Here is a 19,154-nt window from a genome sequence, read left to right as displayed (position 1 = left end):
GCCCACGATGCGCGAGCTGCTGGCGCAGCTCGAGGCGCGCCACGACTGGCACTCGCTGACGGTCGATGGCCACGAGTGGCGCTGGCTGGACACGCAGGCCCCGGGGCCCGCCACCATCCTGCTGCCGGGCTCGGTGGGCGACGGCGCGATGTTCGTGCGCACCTTGCTCTCGCTGGGTCAGCGCCTGCGCCTGATCGCAGTGACCTACCCCGCGCTGTCCGACCCGGCGCAACTGGCCGACGGACTGGCCGCCGTCGTCAAGCACCTGGGGCTGCCGCCCGGGCGCGTGGTGAGCTCCTCGTTCTCCGCCTATTGGCTGCAGTTCTACGGTCTGCGGCATCCCGGCAACGTGACCTCTCTGGTGCTGGGCAATGGTTTCGTGGACGGCACCGATCTGGCCGCCAACCCGATGTTCGACCGGGCATTCGTGGAGGGCATCAGCGCGCAGGACCTTCACAACGAGTGGCTCACGCGCGTGCGCGCCACGCCCACCGCGCCGCTGCAGCAGTTGCAGGAGATCATGCTCGCGCAGCGGCAGTCGCCGCTCAACCTGCAGGCCCGCTTCCTGGGCGTGGTACGTTCCAAGGCCTGCCCACCCCTGCCTTTGCCGGACGCGGCCATCACGGTGCTCGACTGCGACGACGACCCCTTGATTCCGCCCCATGTGCGCGAGCGTTTGCGACAGCAATACCCGGGGGCGCGCCATGTGAGCCTGCCCACCGGTGGCCACTATCCTCACGTGCTGAACCCACAAGCCTACGAAGACCTGCTCACGAACCCCATGTAACCCTCAGAACAAGGAGACAAGAATGAAATTCAAACAACTGCTCACCCTCACCGCCCTGGCCGCGACCGTCTGCGGCGCCAGCGCCGCCAGCTTCACGCTGCGCATGGGTGGCGGCCACCCCACCGGCCTGACCTACGTGGGCGTGTACGACACCTACTTCGCCACCGAAGTCACGAAGCGCGTGAAGGAGAAAACCGGCCACGACATCCGCTTCATCAAGGCCTGGGGCGGCAGCGTGGCCAAGGTCGATGGCGTGATCGAGGCGGTGCAGAAAGGCACGCTGGACATCGGCCTGTCGCCCATTGGCTTCGAGCAATCGCGCGCCGGCCTGCTGAACTACAGCGCCTACGTGCCCTTCACCTCGCCCGACCCGGTGCTGCAGCAGAAGGTGTCCAACCGCATGATCAAGGAAGTGCCGGCCCTGCAAGCCAGCATGAAGCCCTACAACAGCCACGTGCTGGGCGCCATGACCTCCGAGGCCTATGGCGTGACGACCAAGTTCGACTGGAACAGCGTGGCCGAGCTCAAGGGCAAGCGCATCGCGCTGGCGGGGACCAACGCGCCGCTGTTCATCCCGCTGGGGGCGGTGCCCGTCACGCTGGGCATCGGCGAGCACTACCAGGCGATCCAGAACGGCCTGGCCGACGGCAGCCTGTTCTACATCTCCGGCCTGGAGGCATTCAAGCTGCAGGAAGTGGCCAAGGTCTTCAACAAGACCGGCTTCGGTTCGCTGAGCACGCTGGTGGCCTTCATGAACCTGGACACGCGAGCCAAGCTGCCCAAGGAAGTGGTCGCCATCATCGACGAAGTGGCCGAGGAGTCGTCCATGCGGGTGGCCGAGATCAGCAAGCAGCGCGACATCGAGGTGGAAACGCGCGCCAAGGCCGCAGGCGTCAAGGTGAACACCCTGCCCGATGCCGAGAAGAAGCGCTGGGCCGAGTTGCTCAAGGACCTGCCGGGCAAGGCCGCGAAGGAACTCGATGGCAAGGGCCAGCCCGCCACCGAGGTGCTCAAGACCTACGTGCGCTTCCTGAACGAAGCCGGCTACAAGTTCCCGATCGACTACCCGCTCTGAGCGGCACCCTGGCTGCGCCACGGTGACCGCCGTCGAGTCCCCCCCACCCATCCGGTCATGGTTGATCTGGCTGACCGCCATTGCCTGCCTGCCACCCCTGGGGCTCAATGTGCTGGTGCCGCTGGACGCGGCCTTGCGCGAGGACCTCGGGCTGACGGCCTGGCAGGGACAGGCCGCGATCGCGCTCTACGTGCTGGGCCTGGCCATGGGTCAGCCCCTGGCCGGCATCGGTGCCGACCGCTGGGGGCGCCGCCGCACCTTGCTCGCCGGCCTGCTGCTCGGCCTGGGTGGCGGCCTGTTGGCGGCGTTGGCCGGCCATGGCGCCACGCTGCTGGCCGGCCGTTTCCTCACCGGACTGGGGCTGAGCGTGGTGCTGGTGGTGCCGCGCGCCACCTTGCGCGATCTGTGCCACGGCGCGGCGCTGCAGCGGGGCATGGCCATTGTCTCTGTGGCCTTCGCCCTCATGCCCGCCGTGGCGCCACTGCTCGGGTGGTGGCTGCTGGTGCAGGGGGGCGGCTGGCGCACGGCGCTGGGCGTGGTGCCGGTGCTGATCGCGCTGGGTGGCGCCGTGGCGCTCTGGCGGCACGTGGAAACGCGACCGGCCGGGACCACCCTGCCAGGTTGGGACACCCTGCCCGTGCTCTGGCGCCATGCCGCGCCACGCTGGGTGGCGCTGGGCTTCGCGGCCATCAGTTCGGTGTTCTTTCTGCTGATCGCGCATGGCCCTGCGGCGCTGCGCGAATCGGTGGGACTGGACGGGCGCGAAATCGCCGCGGTGCTGGGCGGCACCTACCTCGGCTTTCTGGCCGGCAGCCTCTGGGCCATGCGGCAATCGCGCCGGCTCGGCGGCCTCGCGCTGTGCCACCGGGGTGGTGCGCTGGCGGCGCTGGGCGTGCTGGTGATCGCGGGGTGTGTGGTGTGGCCCTCACCGCTGGCGTGGATCGCTGGCATGCTGGTCTATTCCACCGGCCACGGCGTGATTTTCCCCTCGGCGCTGAGCGTGGTGATGCAAGCGCTGCCCACGCGCGCCGGCATGGCAGCGGCCTTCACCGGCATGCTGCAGATGGCGGTCGGGGCGGCGGTGAGCGGTGGTGCCGCGCTGTGGCCCGGTACCGCGACACAAAGAACCGCGGGCGTCGCGTTGGTGATGGTGGGCCTTGGCGTGCTCGCCCTGTTGGCCGCCCACCGCGCCCGCCCGGCCGTCGACCCGACATGACAAGATGAATGAAGCTGTAAAGGAAACTCCATGAAAACCTGGACCGACCGAGCCTTGCTGGGGCTCCATGTGGCCGGCGCCGCTGTGCTGGGCATTCTGACCCTGGTGATCTGCTACGACGTGGCGGGTCGCCTGCTGTTCAACAAGCCCTTCGCGGGCACCGCCGAGCTCGCGGCCGTGGGCCTGGTGCTGCTGACCTTCATGCAGGCGCCCTACGTCATCCGCGAACGCAAGTTGCTGCGCGTCACCTTCTTCCTGGACCGCCTGCCCCCTGCGGTGCGCAGCCAGCTCAACGCCTTCACCTACCTGCTGGGCGCGGCGTTCTTCATCGCGATCGTGATCGCCTCCTGGGAGCCCTCGCTCGCGGGATGGCACAGCGGCGAGTTCTTCGGTAACGACGCTTTCCGCATCCCCGCCTGGCCTTTGCGCTTTGGCTCCATCGTGCTGTGGGTGATCGCCGCCCTGGTGTGCCTGGGCTTCGTCGCCGAGGGCGTGTGCGGCCGCATGGGCGCGCGCGAAGAAGAACAACTGCCGGAATAGGAACCCAACATGTCTTTCGAAATGTGGAGCGGCCTGATCGCGCTGCTCGCCCTTGTCGTCGTGGGCGTGCCCATTGTCTTTGCCTTCGCCGCTGCCGCCTCGCTGGGGCTGTATTTCGCGCTCGGCGGCATCGACCCCGTGATCAACCTGCTGCAGCAGTCAGCGCTCTCGGGCATCAAGGAATACAACTTCGTCGTCATCCCCTGCTTCACCGTGATGGGCATGCTGATCGCGCACTGCGGCGCAGCCAGCGACCTCTTCAACGTGGTCAACCGGGGCTTGCGCGGCGTGCCCGGCCGCCTGGCGGTGGCCACGGTCGGCGGCAACGCGGTGTTCGCCGCCGTGACCGGCGTGGGCGTGGCCGCCGCCGCCGCCTTCAGCCACGTGGCCTACCCTGCGATGCGCGAGGCGCGCTACAGCCGCAGCTTCGCCACCGGCTGCATCGCCGGCAGCTCGGTGCTGGGCCTGCTGATCCCGCCCTCCGTCTTCATGATCGTCTGGGCCATCCTCACCGAGCAATCGGTGGGCAAGCTGTTCGCGGCCGGCGTGTTTCCCGGCCTGCTGCTGGCCTTCATGTACGCCGTGTACTGCATGGTCTACGCCAAGCTCAAACCCTCGGCCGCGCCGGAGCTGGCCAACGAAGAGCGCGCGGCGCTCACCAGCGCCCAGATCGGCGGATCGCTCGGCGTGGGGCTGCTGATCGCCGTCACGCTCGGCGGCATCTGGTTCGGCTATTTCACGCCCACCGAAGGCAGCGCGATCGGCCTGGTCGGCTCAGCCATCCTGGCCTGGGCCAAGGGCATGCGCTGGCGTGGGGTGTTCAATGCCTTCGTGGAGGCCGGGCGCACGGTCACGCCCATCATGCTCTTGCTGCTGACCGCCACGATCTACAGCAAGCTCATCGCGCTCAACGGCATCCCTCAGGAAGTGCAAGGCCTGATGGAGTCCATGGGCCTGGGCACCGGTGGCACGCTGCTGTTCATGGTGGCGGTGTGGTTCATCCTGGGGGCGATGATCGACAGCATCTCCATCATGCTGCTCACGGTGCCGATCTTCTGGCCCGTCGCCATGGCGCTGGGCATCGACCCGATCGTGTTCGCGCTGATCGGTATCCTGGTGATCGAAGCTGGCGTGCTCACGCCGCCCTTTGGCATCGGCGTCTTCGTGGTGAAGGCCGCCATCCCCGACCGCAACATCAAGGTCAGCGAGATCTTCATGGGCTCGGTGCCGTACTGGATCCTGATCCTGTTGCTGGCCTGGCTGATCTACGCGTGGCCGCCACTGGCGACCTGGCTGCCGTCGCACATCTAAGCGAGCGCAGGCGCGCGGTTGGAATCCCGGGCCGCGCACCGGGTTGCGTGTGGCTCGTCTTAGTCACCCATGGCGGCAGGCGGCCCGTCATGAACAAGCCGCCCATCCACGAGCTCGAGGACGCGGTCACAGCGCGCCGCCAGGCGTGGGTCGTGGGTCACCACCAGAAACGAGGTATGGAGTTCGATGTGCATCCGCCGCATCAGGGTGAAGACCTCGTCGGACGACGCCGTGTCCAGATTGCCGGTGGGCTCGTCTGCCAGCACGAGCGGGGGCTCAAGCACCAATGCGCGTGCGATCGCCACACGCTGCGCCATACCGCCAGACAACTCGCCCGGGCGCTTGCCCATGGCTGACGCCAGGCCGACGGCGGCGAGCACGGCCCGCGCACTCTCTCTCTGCGCGGGGGTCACGCGCCCCTCGCGCAACATCGCAGGCAGGGTCACGTTCTCGAGTGCAGTGAACGCCGGCAGCAGATGGTGGAACTGGAACACAAAGCCCAGCGAGGACCTGCGCCGCCGCGTGAGTGCCTCGTCGTCCAGCCCGGCCATCTCCTCGCCTTCGATGCGGTAGCTGCCGGCGCTCATCCGCTCCAGCAAGCCCAGAATGTTCAACAACGTGCTCTTGCCCGAGCCCGACGGGCCGATCAAGGCCACAAACTCGCCCCGCGCGATGTTGAACGACAGGCCGTGCAGCACTTCGGTCTCGTTGGGCAGCCCCCTGTTGTAACTCTTGCGCACACCGTCAAGCTCCAGCAGACGGGCCGATGGTGGGGGAGATGGCGGTGCGCTCATAGACGGATGGCCTGTGCCGGATCCAGCCGGGCGGCGCGCCGCGCCGGCGCCACCGCCGCGAGCACGCCACACACGGTGGCGCTGGCAGCCACCTGGAGGGCCAGCATGGGTTCAAGGCTGATGTTGAACAGCGGCAAACCATCGGAGCCGCGCACGAAGTGCGTGAAGGCCCAGATCAGCGCCACCGCCAGCAACACGCCAACCGCCGAACCCAGCGCGCCGACGATGGCGCCCTGCAGCAGGAAAACGCGCAGCACCTGGCCCCGGGTGGCGCCCATGGCGCGCAGGATGCCGATCTCGCGCTGCTTCTGCACCACCGACACGACCAGCACGCTGGCGATGCCCAACACCACCACGATCATCACCACGCCTCGAATCACCGCCGTGCTCACCGACTGCGCATTCAGCGCCGACACCAGTTGGGCATTCGCCTGTTGCCAGCTCTCGACCTTGTGGGGCCAACGCGCAGCAAGGTCGTCTGACACCGCCTGGGCCGCCCAGATGTCGTCCAGGGTAACGTCGAGGCTGGTCGCACCGCCGGGCAGGCCGACCAGGCTTTGAGCGGTGCGCAGGGGCACGATCACCGTGCGCCGGTTCACATCGCGCACACCCATGTCCACCAGCGCCGTGACGCGCAGCGAGTCGCTGACGCCGCCGGTGACGATGCCCACGCGGTCACCGACGCGCACGCCGAGGTCGTCGGCGAGGTCCCGGCCCAGGATGCCCTCGCCAGGCCCGAGCCGCGCGCTCCCTTCGACCACTTTGCTGCGCAGGCCCACGATGCGGTCGTAGCGGTCCAGGTCCACGCCCACCAGCGCGATCGACCTGGACGCCTCCCCGCGCTCGGCCAACCCCGCTGCCGACACCATGGGCGAGACTGCAGTCACCTGCGGCATGGCTTCCAGCAGGGGCACCAGTTCCTGCCAGTTGCCGATGGCACGCGGCCGCTGCGCGCGCGGCTGCGTCTGCACCAGTTCGCGGGTGCCGCCGCCGGCGGGCTCGCGCGCGGCCAGCACCACATCCTCGCGCGAGCTCACGGTCACGTGGGCCTGCGAGCCCAGGGTCTTTTCAATGGTGTTGCGCTGCAACCCGGTGATGAGCGCAGAGATGTAGGCCACCACCGCGACGCCCGCTGCCACGCCAACGATGATCAGCAGGGTCTGCATGCGCCCTTCGCGCAGAAACCGCGTCGCAACGTGGGTCTCGAATCCAAGCATCACCGGCCTGTCTTCAGCGACCCATCGCATGGGTCATCGCGGCCCCTGCGCTGTCCTGCGTGCCTTTGTTGACCACGCCCCGTGCAGGCGCCCGGGTGTCAGCGCGCACGCGCCGCCCTGGCACAGGCGTCGCCGCGCCGACCAGCACGAGCTCGCCCTCGCTCAGGCCCTCGAGAATCTCAACCGACTCCAGGGTGCGCAACCCCACGCGCACCGGGCGCGCCTGGACACGCCCGTCATGCACGAGCCAGACGCTGTTGTCGCTGCTGGCATCACGCCGCAGCGCATCGGCGGGCAGCACCAGCGCGCGCTCACGGCGCGCTGTCTCCACCTCCACCGACAGGGTCATGTCCTCGCGCAAGAACGCCGGCACCGGCTGCGGCACCAGGAACTTGACCTCGATCGCGCCGCGCTGCGCATCCACCAGCGGCGCGATGGACAGCACACGGGCCTTGAAGCGCTGCGACGGGTAGGCGTCGGCCAGCACGCTGGCCTCCTGCCCCGGCTGCAGCTGGCCCAGGTAGCGCTCATCCACCTGCGCCACCAGCTGAAGCGGTCCCGCCAGCGCCAAGACCAGCAGCGCACGACCAGGCTGCACGATCTGACCAGGCTCGACCAGGCGAGAGAGCACGTGTGCATCGGCTGGCGCGGTGATCACGGCCTCGCCCAGCCTGGCCTCTGCGGCCTTTCGGGCGGCGATCGCCAGGTCCAGCTGCGCCTGGGCCTGGACGACGTCGGTCCCCGAATCGTCCACTGCCGCACGCTGCGCCAGTGCGGCTTCCCGTTGGGCCTGCGCCACCGCCACGCCACGGCGTGCCTCATCCAGACGCGATTCGCTCACGAACCCCTGGGCGACAAGATCGAGTGTGCGCCGCAGTTCGGCCTGCGCGGCCACCAGCACGGACTCTGCCTGCATGACGCTGGCCTGTACCGCGTTGCGCCCTGTGCTGCGCAGGCCCGCAAGCCGCGCAGCGGCCTGGCTTTCGCTGGCACGGCTTTGCGCCAACGCGGCCTGCAACTCGTCGCTCTTCAGGCGCACGAGCACAGCGCCCGACTTGACCTGTGCGCCCTCGACCACATCGACCTGCGACACACGCCCGGTGAGCGTGCTGCCCACCTCGACCCGGGAAGCGGTCGCCACGCGGGCGGAAAATTGAAGGGTCCGCACCAGCGGTGCCATGCGGGCGCTGACCGCTGGCACCAAAGGTGCGCGTGTGGCCCACCAGGCGATGGCAGTCACAAGAAAGACGGCGACAAGCGCCGCGAAAATGACTGCGTGACGTCGCGACATGCAATCATTCTGCCACCCGCAGATGCGCTGCTGGGCCGTCCCTGGCGAGCGGGCGCCGTGTTCACGCAAGCCATCGGAACGTCAGAACAGGGACCGACGTCAGGGCGTGCGCTGGATGGCGCCCTACAGGGCGAGGTCGTAGTCGATCGTCAATGGCGCATGGTCGGAGAATTTCTCCGCCTTGTAGATGGCCTCGGTGCGCGCCAGTGCAGCCAGGGCAGGCGTCGCCAAGTGGTAGTCCAGCCGCCACCCCACGTTGTTCGCGTAGGCCTGGCCCCGGTTGCTCCACCACGTGTAGCAGGTGTCGGTGGCATCGGGCTGCAGCCGGCGGTAGACGTCCACCAGCCCTGCTTCGTCGAGCAACTTGGTCATCCAGGCCCGTTCCTCGGGCAGGAAGCCGCTGTTCTTCTGGTTGCTGCGCCAATTCTTCAGGTCTTTCTGCTGGTGCGCGATGTTCACATCCCCACACAGGATGAACTCGCGCCCGCTCTTGAGCGCCTGCAGGTGAGGGTAGAAGCCGTCGAGAAAGCGGTACTTGGCTTCCTGCCGCTCAGGGCCCGACGATCCACTGGGGAAATAGACGCTCAGGATGGAGAGCTTGCGATGGGGCGTGTCGAAGCGCAATTCGGTGAAGCGGCCCTCGGCGTCGAACTCGGGCGAGCCGTAGCCCATGATCACGTCGCTCGGTTCGTGGCGGGTGTACACCGCCGTGCCCGAGTAACCTTTCTTCTGCGCGTAATGGAAATGCCCCTTGAGGCCAGCGATCTCTTCAAAGCGGCCACTCACATCGGCGGCCTGGGCCTTGACCTCCTGCACGCAAATACAATCGGGCCGGTGCGCGGCGAGCCATTTCTCCAGCCCCTTGGTGGTGGCGGAACGGATGCCGTTGAGGTTGAGGCTGGTCAGTTTGAACAAGGATGTCTCCATGGTGTTGGATACAGGCGCGGCGAAGGCCGGCGCGCCCGATGCTGCGCTCGCGCAGGAATTCGTGCAGTTTTGCGTTGATGCCGGCGTGCTGCGCTTTGGTGAATTCAAGACCAAGGCCGGGCGCATGAGCCCTTACTTTTTCAACGCCGGTCTGTTCGACGACGGCGCCAAGCTGGGCCGGCTCGCGCAATTCTATGCAAAAGCCCTCGTGGCCAGCGGCATCGAGTTCGACATGATCTTCGGCCCCGCGTACAAGGGCATCCCCCTGGGCGCGGCCGTCTCCATCGAACTCGCCCGGCTGGGCCGCAACGTGCCTTTTGCCTACAACCGCAAGGAAGCCAAGGACCATGGCGAAGGTGGCACCCTGGTGGGTGCACCGCTCCAGGGCCGCGTGCTGATCGTGGACGACGTGATGTCCGCCGGCACCGCAGCGCGCGAGTCCATCGCGCTGATCCGCGCAGCCGGCGCCACGCCACATGCCATCGCCATCGCCCTGGACCGCCAGGAAAAGGCCACCGAGGTCGGTCCCGACGGCCAGGTGCGCGACGTGGACTACAGCGCCGTGCAATATGTCCAGCGCGAGCTGGGCATGCAGGTCTGCACGATTGCGAGGCTGGCCGATTTGCTGCACTATCTGACCGCCCGCTCCGGCGGTGAGTTCGATTCGCACCGCGAGCGTGTGATGGCCTACCGGCAACGCTACGGCGTGTCCTGACCCTTCTTCCACGATGACCCTGCACCGCCCCCCGCTTTCCGCTTTCCCCACTCGCCTGTGGCTTTTCGGCGGCGCGCTGCTGCTGGGCGGGGGCATGTGGAACATGGCTCACGGGCAGTCGGGCATGTACACCTGCAAGGATGCCAAGGGCAACACCATCATCCGGGACCGCCCCATCGTCGAATGCCTGGACCGCGAACAGCAGCAGCTGGGCAACAGCGGCACCGTGCGCAAGACGCTGCCACCCAGCTACACGGCCGACGAGCGCGCGAGGATCGACGCCCAGCGCAAGCAGGAAGAGGAACAGCGCGCCCGCCTGCAGGAAGAAAAGCGGCGCGAACGCGCCTTGATGATCCGCTATCCCAGCCAGGCGGTGCACGACAAAGAGCGCGCCGACGCCCTGGCGCAGATCGACGAGGTCATCGGCGCGGTGAACAAGCGCGAACTCGCGCTGGCGGCGCAGCGCAAGGAGATCAACGTCGAGCTGGAGTTCTACCAGGGCGACATCAACAAGGCGCCCAACTGGCTCAAGCGCAAGCTGGAAGACAACGAGAAGCAGGTGTTGGTGCAGAAGCGCTTCCTGGACGAGCAGGTCCAGGAAAAGCAGCGCCTCAACGCCCGATTCGACGAAGAACTGGCCAAGCTGCGCCAGCTCTGGACGGCCGCAGGCGGCAGCCGCACCGGCGTCAGCGGCCCGGCACCGGCCGGGCGCTGACGATCAACCGAGTTTCTGGCGCAGCAGATCGTTGACCTGCTGCGGGTTGGCCTTGCCCTTGCTCGCCTTCATGGCCTGGCCCACCAGGGCGTTGAAGGCCTTGTCCTTGCCGGCGCGGAACTGCTCGACCATATCGGCATGGGCGGCCATCACCTCGTCGATGATCTTCTCCAGCGCGCCGCTGTCGTTCATCTGCTTGAGGCCCTTGGCCTCGATGACCGCGTCGACCTCGCTGCCCTCGCCGGTCCACAGGGCGTCGAAGACCTGCTTGGCGGCGTTGTTCGACACCGTGCCGTCGGCGATGCGCCCGATCAGGGCGGCCAGTTGCGCGGCGCTCACCGGCACGCCGGCGATGTCCCGCTCTTCGGCGTTGAGCCGGCGCGAGACCTCGCCCATGATCCAGTTGCTCACCAGCTTCGCCTGTGCGCTGGCGCGCGCCGCGGTCTCGAAGTAGGCGGCCATCGCCGGGCTTTGGGTGAGCGTGGTGGCGTCGTACTCGGGCAGGCCATAGTCGCGCACCAGGCGCTCGGCCATCGCACGGGGCAACTCGGGCATGGCGGCCCTGACCTGCTCCACCCAGTCGCGCGCGATCACCAGCGGCGGGAGGTCCGGGTCGGGAAAGTAGCGGTAGTCGGCCGCGTCTTCCTTGGTGCGCATGGCGCGCGTCTCGCCGGTGTCCGGGTCGAACAGCACGGTGGCCTGCTGGATCGCGTGGCCGTCCTCGATCTGCTCGATCTGCCAGCGCACCTCGTAGTCGATGGCCTGCTGCATGAACCTGAAGCTGTTCAGGTTCTTGATTTCACGGCGCGTGCCCAGCGGGGCCCCCGGCTTGCGCACCGAGACGTTGGCATCGCAGCGGAACGAGCCTTCCTGCATGTTGCCGTCGCAGATGCCGATCCAGGTGACGATCTTGTGCAGCTCCTTCGCGTAGGCCACGGCCTCGGCACTGGAACGGATGTCGGGCTCGGTCACGATCTCCAGCAGCGGCGTGCCGGCGCGGTTGAGGTCGATGCCGCTCTGGCCGATGAAGTCCTCGTGCAGGCTCTTGCCCGCATCCTCTTCCAGGTGCGCACGCACCAGGCGCACGGTCTTCTTCTCGTCGCCAAGGAAGAACGAGACCTCGCCGCCCTGCACCACCGGGACCTCGAACTGGCTGATCTGGTACCCCTTGGGCAGGTCGGGGTAGAAGTAGTTCTTGCGCGCGAACACGCTCTGCTCGGCGATGTGCGAACCGAGCGCCAGGCCCAGGCGGATGGCCAGTTCGACCGCGGCCTTGTTCATCACCGGCAGCGTGCCGGGCAGCGCCAGGTCCACCGCGCAGGCCTGGGTGTTGGGCTCGGCGCCGAAGGCCGTGGGCGCGCGGCTGAAGATCTTGGATTGCGTGGCGAGCTGGGCGTGGGTCTCGAAGCCGATCACGACTTCATAGCCGCCCACCAGAAGGGATTTGCTGGAACTCATGTCAGTAGCCTTGCGGAGCGCGGGTGTGCCAGTCGGTGGCCTGCTGGAAAGCGTGCGCGGCCTGCAGCAGCGCGCCTTCCTGGAAATGGTTGCCCACGAGCTGCAGGCCCACCGGCAGGCCGCCCGCGCCGAAGCCGGCAGGCACGCTCATGCCGGGCAGGCCGGCGAGGCTGGTGGAGAGGGTGTAGATGTCGGCCAGGTAGCTGGCCAGGGGGTCGTTGCTCATTTCCCCGAGTTTCCAGGCCACGGTGGGCGCCACCGGGCCGGCGATCAGGTCGCACTGCGCGAACGCGGCCTGGAAGTCCTGCGCAATGAGGCGGCGGATCTTCTGCGCCTGCAGGTAGTAGGCGTCGTAGTAGCCATGGCTGAGCACATAGGTGCCGATCATGATGCGGCGCTGCACCTCGGGCCCGAAGCCTTCGCTGCGCGACTTCTTGTACATGTCGGTCAGGTCCTCGTACTTCGCGGCGCGGTGCCCGAACTTCACGCCGTCGAAGCGGCTGAGGTTGGAGCTGGCCTCGGCCGGCGCGATGACGTAGTAGACCGGGATGGAGAGTTCGGTGCGCGGCAGCGAGACCTCGACCAGCGTGGCGCCGAGCCTTTCGTACTCGGCCAGCGCGGCGCGCACGGTGGCAAGCACGTCGGGCGCGCAGCCTTCGCCGAAAAACTCCCGGGGCAGTCCGATGCGCAGGCCCTTGAGCGGCTGGGCCGCGGTGGCGCCTTCGCGCGGCTGGCCCAGCAGCGTGGTGTAGTCCTCGGCCGGGTGGTCCAGGCTGGTGGAATCGCGGTCGATGTCGGGGCCGGCCATGGCGCTGAGCAGCACGGCGCAGTCGGCCGCGCTGCGCGCCATCGGGCCGGCCTGGTCCAGGCTGGAGGCGAAGGCGACCATGCCGTAACGCGAGCAGCGGCCATAGGTGGGCTTGATGCCGGTGATGCCGCAGAAGCTGGCTGGCTGGCGGATCGAGCCGCCGGTGTCGGTGCCGGTGACGGCCGGTGCCAGGCGCGCGGCCACCGCCACGGCCGAGCCGCCAGAGGAGCCGCCCGGCACGCGCGCGGTGTCCCACGGGTTGCGCACCGCGCCAAAGGCCGAGTTCTCGTTGCTGCTGCCCATGGCGAACTCGTCGCAGTTGAGCTTGCCCAGCGTCACCGCCCCCTGCGCGGCCAGGCGCTGCACCACGGTCGCGTCGAACGGACTCTGGTAGCCGGCCAGCATCTTCGAGCCTGCGGTGGTGACGAAGTCCTTGGTGACGAAGATGTCCTTGTGGGCCAGGGGCACGCCCAGCAGCGGCGTGCGCTCGCCAGCGGCGATGCGCGCATCGGCGGCGCGGGCCTGGGCCAGCGTCACGTCCTCGTCCAGAGCCAGGTAGGCGCCCAGCGCGCCGTGCTGTTGCGCGCGCGCCAGCAGGTGCCGGGCGACCTCGACACTGCTGGTCTTCCCGCCGGCGATGGCGCTGGCGAGCTCGCCCACGCCCAGGGTGTGCAAATCGCTCATTCGATCACCTTGGGCACGAGGAACAGGCCGCGCTCGACCGCCGGGGCGCTTTTCTGATTGGCTTCACGGTCGTTGGGCTCGCTCGCCACGTCCGGGCGCAGGCGCAAGGAGACGTGGTCGATCACCGCCGTCGGGTGGGCCAGCGGCTCCACGCCGGTGGTGTCCACCGCGTTCATCTGCTCGACGATGTCGAAGAAGCCATTGAGCTGGGCAAGCATGGTCTCGCTCTGCGCGCCGGAGATTTCCAGGCGCGCGAGGTTGGCGATGCGCCCGATGTCGGACGGGGTCAGGGACATGGCAAAAAGAGGGTTGCGGATGGGGAAAGGACGCACCGTCTGCGGGTTTTCTGCCCTGAAACGGCTTGTAACTGGACAAATTGCCCCCTGTTTGGGAGCAGTTGTACACAGGGGATACGGTATTATCCAAGGTTTAACGGCAGCGCCCGTGCCGTTGCGGTTTTCGCCTTGGAATCAACCACTTAGCACCGATGCCCGGCCAACGACCCGGCCCCATACCCGGCGACGAGCGCACACAGCCGCGCCCGTGCCCCACAGGACCCATGCACCATGTTTGAAGCTTTCCGTCGGCAATTTTCGACCGACCTGGCCATCGACCTCGGCACCGCCAACACCCTCATTTACGTGCGCAACAAGGGCATCGTGCTCGACGAACCCTCGGTCGTCTCGATCCGCCACGAAGGCGGCCCCCAGGGCAAGAAGACCATCCAGGCCGTGGGCCACGAGGCCAAGGCCATGCTGGGCAAGGTGCCCGGCAACATCGAGGCCATCCGCCCCATGAAGGACGGCGTGATCGCCGACTTCACGGTGACCGAGCAGATGCTCAAGCAGTTCATCAAGATGGTGCACCCGCGCTCGATGTTCAAGCCCAGCCCGCGCATCATCATCTGCGTGCCCTGCGGCTCGACCCAGGTCGAGCGCCGCGCCATCCGCGAATCGGCCCTGGGCGCGGGGGCTTCCGAGGTCTACCTGATCGAGGAACCCATGGCCGCGGCCATCGGTGCCGGCCTGCCGGTGTCGGATGCGTCCGGCTCCATGGTGGTCGACATCGGCGGCGGCACGACCGAGGTGGGCGTGATCAGCCTGGGCGGCATGGTCTACAAGGGCAGCGTGCGCGTGGGCGGTGACCGCTTCGACGACGCCATCATTGCCTACATCCGCCGCAACTACGGCATGCTGATCGGCGAGCCCACCGCCGAAGCGATCAAGAAGCAGATCGGCTCGGCCTTCCCCGGCAGCGAGGTCAAGGAAATGGAAGTCAAGGGGCGCAACCTCTCCGAGGGCGTGCCGCGCAGCTTCACCATCTCCAGCAACGAGATCCTCGAAGCCCTGACCGACCCGCTCAACAACATCGTCACGGCGGTGAAGATGGCGCTGGAACACACGCCACCCGAACTGGGCGCCGACATCGCCGAGCGCGGCATGATGCTCACGGGCGGCGGCGCGCTGCTGCGCGACCTCGACCGCCTGCTCGCCGAAGAAACCGGCCTGCCGGTGCTGGTGGCCGAGGAGCCGCTCACCTGCGTGGTGCGCGGTTGCGGCATGGCCCTGGAGCGCATGGAGCGCCTGGGCACCATCTTCACCAGCGAATAAACCCCGGCCGCCTCCCGGCGGCTGCGCCTCTCCAACACCGACCAGCCCCCTCCGAGCGCCATGCCACTGGGCACCCTGGACCGCACCCCGCCCCCGTTCTTCAAACAGGGCCCGTCGGCCCTGTCCAAGCTGGTGGTGTTCAGTGCCCTGGCGCTGTTCCTCATGGTGGCCGACCTGCGGTTCCGGCTCACCGAGCCGATCCGCACCGCCATGGCCGTGGTGCTCTACCCGGTGCAGTGGGCGGTGCTCCAGCCGGTGCAGCTCGCGGCCATGGCGGGGGGTTACTTCACCTCGCTGCACGCGGCGCAGAAAAGCGAAGGCGAGGCCCTGCAGCGCCTGGCGGTGCAGGCTGAGCGCAGCCTGCAACTCGAACAAATCACCCTGGAAAACCAGCGCCTGCGCGAACTGCTGGCCATGCGCGAGCGCATCGGCACCCAGGCCATCGGCGCCCAGGTGCTGTACGACGCGGCCGATCCCTACTCGCGCAAGATCGTGATCGACCGGGGCCAGACGCACGGGATCGAGGCCGGCTCGCCGGTGGTCGACGAAAGCGGCGTGCTGGGCCAGGTCACGCGGGTCTACCCCCTGGTGTCCGAGGTCACGCTGCTGATCGACCGCGACCAGGCCATCCCCGTGCTCAACACCCGCACCGGCGTGCGCAGCGTGGCCTACGGCCAGCCCTCCACCAATGGCGACGGCCTGGAGCTGCGCTACACCCTGGCCAGCGCCGACATCGCCGAAGGCGACCTGCTGTCCACCAGCGGGGTGGACGGCGTCTACCCCGCCGGCCTGCCGGTGGCGCGCGTGACCCTGGTCGAGCGCCAGGCCGAATCCTCGTTCGCGCGCATCCAGTGCGAGCCGCTGGCCCGCGTGCAGGGCACGCTGCACGTGCTGGTGCTGGGCTCCATCGCGTCCGCCCTGCCGCCCTCGCCGCTGGCCGAGCCCACCGACGCCCCGCGCCCGACCCGCGCCAACCGCCCGGGTGTCCGGAGCACCGCCCCATGATCATGCGCCCCGGCCAGCAGCTGCTGCTGCCCGCCAACCCCGGTTTCATCTGGTTCAGCCTGCTGGCCGCGCTGGTGTTCAACATGCTGTTGAACATGGGGCTGTTCGGCCGCGCCGCCTGGGTGCCCGACCTGCTGGCCGTGGTGCTGGTGTTCTGGAGCGTGCACCAGCCCCTGCGCATCGGTGTGGGCGTGGCCTTCGCTTTCGGCCTGGCCATGGACGTTCACCAGGGTGCCCTGCTCGGCCAGCACGCACTGGCGTACACCGCACTCGGCTTCCTCGGCATCTCCATGCACCGGCGCCTGCTCTGGTTCAGCGTGCCCAACCAGGCGGTGCAGGTGCTGCCGCTGTTCGTGGCCGCGCACGTGCTTGAAATGCTGGTGCGCCTGGCCTCCGGTGGCAGCTTCCCCGGCGTGCTCTACCTGCTGGCCCCGGTGATCGAGGCCGCGCTCTGGCCGGTGGTGAGCGTGCTGCTGCTGGCGCCGCAGCGGCGCGCACCCAACCCCGACGACAACCGACCGCTGTAGTCATGACCGAAATCCGCAACGTCGAAGCCGATCTGGCGCAGTTCCGCACCCGCGCACTGCTGATCGGCCTCACGGTGGTGTTCGCTTTCGGCCTGATCGCCTCGCGCATGGTCTACCTGCAGGTGATCCGGCACGAAGACCTGGCCGCGCAGGCCGAGAGCAACCGCACGGCCGTGCTGCCGGTGGTGCCCAACCGCGGGCAGATCCTGGACCGCAAGGGCCGCATCCTGGCCACGAACTATTCGGCCTACACCCTGGAGATCACGCCCTCGCGCGTGGAGGACATGGACGCCACCATCGCCGGCCTGAGCGAGCTGGTGGAGGTCACGCCGCGCGACCAGCGCCGCTTTCGCAAGCTGCTGGAGGAGTCGCACCGCTTCGACTCGCTGCCGCTGCGCACCCGCCTGACCGATGTGGAGGTCGCGCGCTTCACCGCCCAACGCTACCGCTTCCCCGGCGTGGACGTCCGCGCGCGCCTGCTGCGCCAGTACCCCAACGGCGAGGTCGCCAGCCATGTGATCGGCTACATCGGGCGCATCAACCAGCGCGAGACCGAACTCATCGCGGACTGGCCGGAGGAAGACCAGGCCAACTACCGGGGCACGGAATACATCGGCAAGCTCGGCGCGGAGCAGAGCTACGAGCGCGAACTGCACGGCATCACCGGCTTCCAGCGCGTGGAGACCTCGGCCGGCGGTCGTGCCGTGCGCTCGCTGGCCAACACGCCGGCCACGCCGGGCAATGCCGTGGTGCTGTCGATCGACATCCAGCTGCAAAAGCTGGTGGAAGACATGTTCGGCGAGCGGCGCGGCGCGCTGGTGGCGATCGACCCCCGCTCGGGCGAGGTGCTGGCCTTCGTGAGCAAGCCCACCTTCGACCCCAACCTCTTCGTCGAAGGCATCGACGTGGAGAACTGGCGCGCGCTCAACGAGTCGATGGACAAGCCCTTGCTCAACCGGGCCCTGCGCGGCACCTACCCGCCCGGCTCCACCTACAAGCCCTTCATGGCACTGGCCGCGCTGGAAACCGGCTCGCGCAGCGCCAGCCTGGTGATGAACGACCCGGGCTACTGGATGTTCGGCGGCCACCGTTTCCGCAGCCATGGCGACGGCCTGGGCCCGGTCGACATGCACCGCGCCATCGTCAAGTCGAGCAACACCTACTTCTACTCCCTGGCCAACGACATGGGCGTGGACACCATGCACGATTTCATGAAGCCGCTGGGCTTCGGCCAGATCACCGGCATCGACCTCAAGGGCGAGGTGCGCGGCGTGCTGCCCAGCCAGGCTTGGAAGCGCAACACCTACAAGCGGCCCGAGCAGCAGCGCTGGTACGCCGGCGAGACCATCTCGCTGGGCATCGGCCAGGGCTACAACAACTTCACCATGCTGCAGATCGCCCACGCCATGGCCACGCTGGCCAACGGCGGCATCAAGTACAAGCCGCACCTGACCATGGCGACCGAGAACGTGATCACGCGCGAGCGCGTGCCGCTGCCCGGCCCACCCCCCGAAAACCTCGGCTTCAAGCCCGAGAACGTGCGCATCGTGCTCAACGCCATGCAAGCCGTGACCACCGAAGGCACCTCCACCCGCGTGTTCGCCGGCGCGGGCTACGCCAGCGGCGGCAAGACCGGCACGGCGCAGGCCGTGACCATCGGCCAGAAAGAGCGCTACGACGCGCGCCGGCTCGAAGAACACCAGCGCGACCACTCCCTCTACCTGGCCTTCGCGCCGGTGGACCAGCCCCGCGTGGCGCTGGCGGTGATTGTGGAAAACGCGGGTTTTGGTGCGGCGCACGCCGCCCCGATCGCGCGCCGCGTGTTCGACTACCTGCTGATGGACCAGTACCCCAACCCGCAAGACCTGGCCGCCGTGCGGGTGGGCCAGGCCAGTGCCCCCATTGGCACGCCGCTCAAGGCCAGCAGCCTGCCCTGGCCGCCCGACGCGCCCGTGGCGCCCTGAGGCGGCGCGCTACAGCACGCCCGGATTGGCCCGCCACACCGCCCAGGTGAGCGCGCTGGCAAAAGCGACCCAGGCCAGATACGGCAGCAGCAGCCACGCGGCCAGCGGGCGCACGCGCCGAAACAGCACGATGGCGACGGCGATCAGCGCCACCAGCAGCAGCACATCGGCCAACGCCCAGGCCCCGCGGTGCCAGGCAAAGAACAGCCAGGACCACAGCGCATTGACCGCCAGCTGCAGCACGAAGACCCCCAGCGCCGGCGCCCGCGACGGTTGGACCGGTTCGCGCCAGACCAGCCAAGCCGCCACCGCCATCAACACATAAAGCAACGACCAGACCGGCCCGAACACGCCCGCAGGCGGCGCCCAACCCGGCCGGTTGAGCTGTGCGTAGAACGACGCCGCCTCCACCGACGCGAGCGCGCCCAGGCCGCCGGCGAGCAGGACCAGCACCAGCCAGCCCAGAAAACCCAGGGTTTGTGCGCAACGAGAACGAGGTGGCATGGAAGA

At 68.3% G+C, this 19,154-nt stretch carries 19 protein-coding genes; 11 read left to right on the top strand and 8 right to left on the bottom strand.

What is annotated here, in order from left to right; translation table 11 throughout:
* Window positions 1–7 precede the first annotated feature (7 nt).
* Genes KIT86_RS02685 through KIT86_RS02665 form a run of 5 tightly spaced genes read left to right on the top strand, consistent with a single transcriptional unit; the run spans window position 8 to window position 4,929 of the window.
* Entirely contained in the window at window positions 8–787 is a 780-nt protein-coding gene (locus tag KIT86_RS02685; RefSeq protein ID WP_297394823.1) for an alpha/beta hydrolase, read from the top strand.
* A gap of 22 nt (window positions 788–809) precedes the next feature.
* Window positions 810–1,862, top strand: coding sequence for a TRAP transporter substrate-binding protein DctP (gene dctP / locus KIT86_RS02680; protein ID WP_297394822.1), 1,053 nt, complete (start codon window positions 810–812; stop codon window positions 1,860–1,862).
* A 22-nt stretch (window positions 1,863–1,884) separates the two neighbouring features.
* Window positions 1,885–3,078, top strand: a complete 1,194-nt coding sequence (locus KIT86_RS02675; protein ID WP_297394821.1) for an MFS transporter — start codon at window positions 1,885–1,887, stop codon at window positions 3,076–3,078.
* Between the two features lie 30 nt (window positions 3,079–3,108).
* Entirely contained in the window at window positions 3,109–3,618 is a 510-nt protein-coding gene (locus KIT86_RS02670; protein ID WP_297394819.1) for a TRAP transporter small permease, read from the top strand.
* Window positions 3,619–3,627: 9 nt separating this feature from the next.
* Window positions 3,628–4,929: a TRAP transporter large permease subunit gene (locus KIT86_RS02665; protein WP_297394817.1), complete on the top strand. Its 1,302-nt coding sequence runs from the start codon at window positions 3,628–3,630 to the stop codon at window positions 4,927–4,929.
* 59 nt (window positions 4,930–4,988) lie between these two features.
* Here KIT86_RS02665 and KIT86_RS02660 read toward each other — a convergent pair whose 3' ends face one another.
* The 4 genes from KIT86_RS02660 to KIT86_RS02645 form a co-directional block, all read right to left on the bottom strand.
* Window positions 4,989–5,723, bottom strand: coding sequence for an ABC transporter ATP-binding protein (locus KIT86_RS02660; protein WP_297394815.1), 735 nt, complete (start codon window positions 5,721–5,723; stop codon window positions 4,989–4,991).
* Window positions 5,720–6,889 carry an FtsX-like permease family protein gene (locus KIT86_RS02655; RefSeq protein ID WP_297394812.1) on the bottom strand — a complete coding sequence of 390 codons (1,170 nt, stop codon included), beginning with the start codon at window positions 6,887–6,889 and terminating at the stop codon, window positions 5,720–5,722. Before KIT86_RS02655 ends, KIT86_RS02660 begins: the two co-directional genes overlap by 4 nt.
* Before the next feature lie 64 nt (window positions 6,890–6,953).
* Window positions 6,954–8,081, bottom strand: a complete 1,128-nt coding sequence (locus KIT86_RS02650; RefSeq protein WP_297394809.1) for an efflux RND transporter periplasmic adaptor subunit — start codon at window positions 8,079–8,081, stop codon at window positions 6,954–6,956.
* A gap of 273 nt (window positions 8,082–8,354) precedes the next feature.
* Window positions 8,355–9,146, bottom strand: coding sequence for an exodeoxyribonuclease III (locus KIT86_RS02645; protein WP_297394807.1), 792 nt, complete (start codon window positions 9,144–9,146; stop codon window positions 8,355–8,357).
* Between the two features lie 10 nt (window positions 9,147–9,156).
* Between KIT86_RS02645 and pyrE the strand changes: the two genes are divergently transcribed.
* The gene (pyrE, locus tag KIT86_RS02640) at window positions 9,157–9,873 is read left to right on the top strand and encodes an orotate phosphoribosyltransferase (RefSeq protein ID WP_297394805.1); all 717 of its coding nucleotides are present in this window, start codon (window positions 9,157–9,159) and stop codon (window positions 9,871–9,873) included.
* Window positions 9,874–9,886: 13 nt separating this feature from the next.
* On the top strand, window positions 9,887–10,588 hold the full coding sequence (locus KIT86_RS02635; RefSeq protein ID WP_297394803.1) for a DUF4124 domain-containing protein: 702 nt from the start codon (window positions 9,887–9,889) through the stop codon (window positions 10,586–10,588).
* Window positions 10,589–10,591: 3 nt separating this feature from the next.
* Here KIT86_RS02635 and gatB read toward each other — a convergent pair whose 3' ends face one another.
* Genes gatB through gatC form a run of 3 tightly spaced genes read right to left on the bottom strand, consistent with a single transcriptional unit; the run spans window position 10,592 to window position 13,834 of the window.
* Window positions 10,592–12,046, bottom strand: coding sequence for an Asp-tRNA(Asn)/Glu-tRNA(Gln) amidotransferase subunit GatB (gene gatB, locus KIT86_RS02630; RefSeq protein ID WP_297394800.1), 1,455 nt, complete (start codon window positions 12,044–12,046; stop codon window positions 10,592–10,594).
* Between the two features lies 1 nt (window position 12,047).
* Window positions 12,048–13,538 carry an Asp-tRNA(Asn)/Glu-tRNA(Gln) amidotransferase subunit GatA gene (gene gatA / locus KIT86_RS02625; RefSeq protein WP_297394797.1) on the bottom strand — a complete coding sequence of 497 codons (1,491 nt, stop codon included), beginning with the start codon at window positions 13,536–13,538 and terminating at the stop codon, window positions 12,048–12,050.
* Window positions 13,535–13,834 (bottom strand): Asp-tRNA(Asn)/Glu-tRNA(Gln) amidotransferase subunit GatC, encoded by a 300-nt coding sequence (gene gatC / locus KIT86_RS02620; protein WP_297394795.1) that lies wholly within the window; start codon window positions 13,832–13,834, stop codon window positions 13,535–13,537. The genes gatA and gatC overlap by 4 nt, the downstream gene beginning before the upstream one ends.
* 270 nt (window positions 13,835–14,104) lie before the next feature.
* Between gatC and KIT86_RS02615 the strand changes: the two genes are divergently transcribed.
* From KIT86_RS02615 to mrdA, 4 genes are read left to right on the top strand one after another with little or no spacing between them, the layout of a single operon-like run.
* Entirely contained in the window at window positions 14,105–15,148 is a 1,044-nt protein-coding gene (locus tag KIT86_RS02615) for a rod shape-determining protein (protein WP_066269288.1), read from the top strand.
* 60 nt (window positions 15,149–15,208) lie between these two features.
* The gene (gene mreC / locus KIT86_RS02610; protein ID WP_297394791.1) at window positions 15,209–16,153 is read left to right on the top strand and encodes a rod shape-determining protein MreC; all 945 of its coding nucleotides are present in this window, start codon (window positions 15,209–15,211) and stop codon (window positions 16,151–16,153) included.
* The gene (gene mreD, locus KIT86_RS02605) at window positions 16,150–16,680 is read left to right on the top strand and encodes a rod shape-determining protein MreD (RefSeq protein WP_297394789.1); all 531 of its coding nucleotides are present in this window, start codon (window positions 16,150–16,152) and stop codon (window positions 16,678–16,680) included. The genes mreC and mreD overlap by 4 nt, the downstream gene beginning before the upstream one ends.
* Before the next feature lie 2 nt (window positions 16,681–16,682).
* Entirely contained in the window at window positions 16,683–18,644 is a 1,962-nt protein-coding gene (gene mrdA / locus KIT86_RS02600) for a penicillin-binding protein 2 (protein WP_297394787.1), read from the top strand.
* Between the two features lie 9 nt (window positions 18,645–18,653).
* Here the strand turns inward: mrdA and KIT86_RS02595 are convergent, their stop codons facing one another.
* Complete coding sequence (locus KIT86_RS02595) at window positions 18,654–19,148, bottom strand: TspO/MBR family protein (protein WP_297394786.1); 495 nt, start codon at window positions 19,146–19,148, stop codon at window positions 18,654–18,656.
* Between the last annotated feature and the right edge of the window lie 6 nt (window positions 19,149–19,154).

The sequence above is a fragment of the Hydrogenophaga sp. genome (genome assembly GCF_026125825.1).
Taxonomy (GTDB): Bacteria; Pseudomonadota; Gammaproteobacteria; order Burkholderiales; family Burkholderiaceae_C; genus Hydrogenophaga.
Note: the sequence above shows the minus strand (reverse complement) of the source record. Positions and strands in the feature narration are given on the sequence as shown.

Coding starts and splice junctions, on each gene's coding strand:
- KIT86_RS02685 (WP_297394823.1), top strand. CDS start 8: ATGCGCGAGCTGCTGGCGCAGCTCGAGGCGCGCCACGACTGGCACTCG.
- dctP (WP_297394822.1), top strand. CDS start 810: ATGAAATTCAAACAACTGCTCACCCTCACCGCCCTGGCCGCGACCGTC.
- KIT86_RS02670 (WP_297394819.1), top strand. CDS start 3,109: ATGAAAACCTGGACCGACCGAGCCTTGCTGGGGCTCCATGTGGCCGGC.
- KIT86_RS02665 (WP_297394817.1), top strand. CDS start 3,628: ATGTCTTTCGAAATGTGGAGCGGCCTGATCGCGCTGCTCGCCCTTGTC.
- KIT86_RS02660 (WP_297394815.1), bottom strand. CDS start 5,723: ATGAGCGCACCGCCATCTCCCCCACCATCGGCCCGTCTGCTGGAGCTT.
- KIT86_RS02655 (WP_297394812.1), bottom strand. CDS start 6,889: ATGCAGACCCTGCTGATCATCGTTGGCGTGGCAGCGGGCGTCGCGGTG.
- pyrE (WP_297394805.1), top strand. CDS start 9,157: ATGGTGTTGGATACAGGCGCGGCGAAGGCCGGCGCGCCCGATGCTGCG.
- KIT86_RS02635 (WP_297394803.1), top strand. CDS start 9,887: ATGACCCTGCACCGCCCCCCGCTTTCCGCTTTCCCCACTCGCCTGTGG.
- gatB (WP_297394800.1), bottom strand. CDS start 12,046: ATGAGTTCCAGCAAATCCCTTCTGGTGGGCGGCTATGAAGTCGTGATC.
- gatA (WP_297394797.1), bottom strand. CDS start 13,538: ATGAGCGATTTGCACACCCTGGGCGTGGGCGAGCTCGCCAGCGCCATC.
- gatC (WP_297394795.1), bottom strand. CDS start 13,834: ATGTCCCTGACCCCGTCCGACATCGGGCGCATCGCCAACCTCGCGCGC.
- KIT86_RS02615 (WP_066269288.1), top strand. CDS start 14,105: ATGTTTGAAGCTTTCCGTCGGCAATTTTCGACCGACCTGGCCATCGAC.
- mreC (WP_297394791.1), top strand. CDS start 15,209: ATGCCACTGGGCACCCTGGACCGCACCCCGCCCCCGTTCTTCAAACAG.
- mreD (WP_297394789.1), top strand. CDS start 16,150: ATGATCATGCGCCCCGGCCAGCAGCTGCTGCTGCCCGCCAACCCCGGT.
- mrdA (WP_297394787.1), top strand. CDS start 16,683: ATGACCGAAATCCGCAACGTCGAAGCCGATCTGGCGCAGTTCCGCACC.
- KIT86_RS02595 (WP_297394786.1), bottom strand. CDS start 19,148: ATGCCACCTCGTTCTCGTTGCGCACAAACCCTGGGTTTTCTGGGCTGG.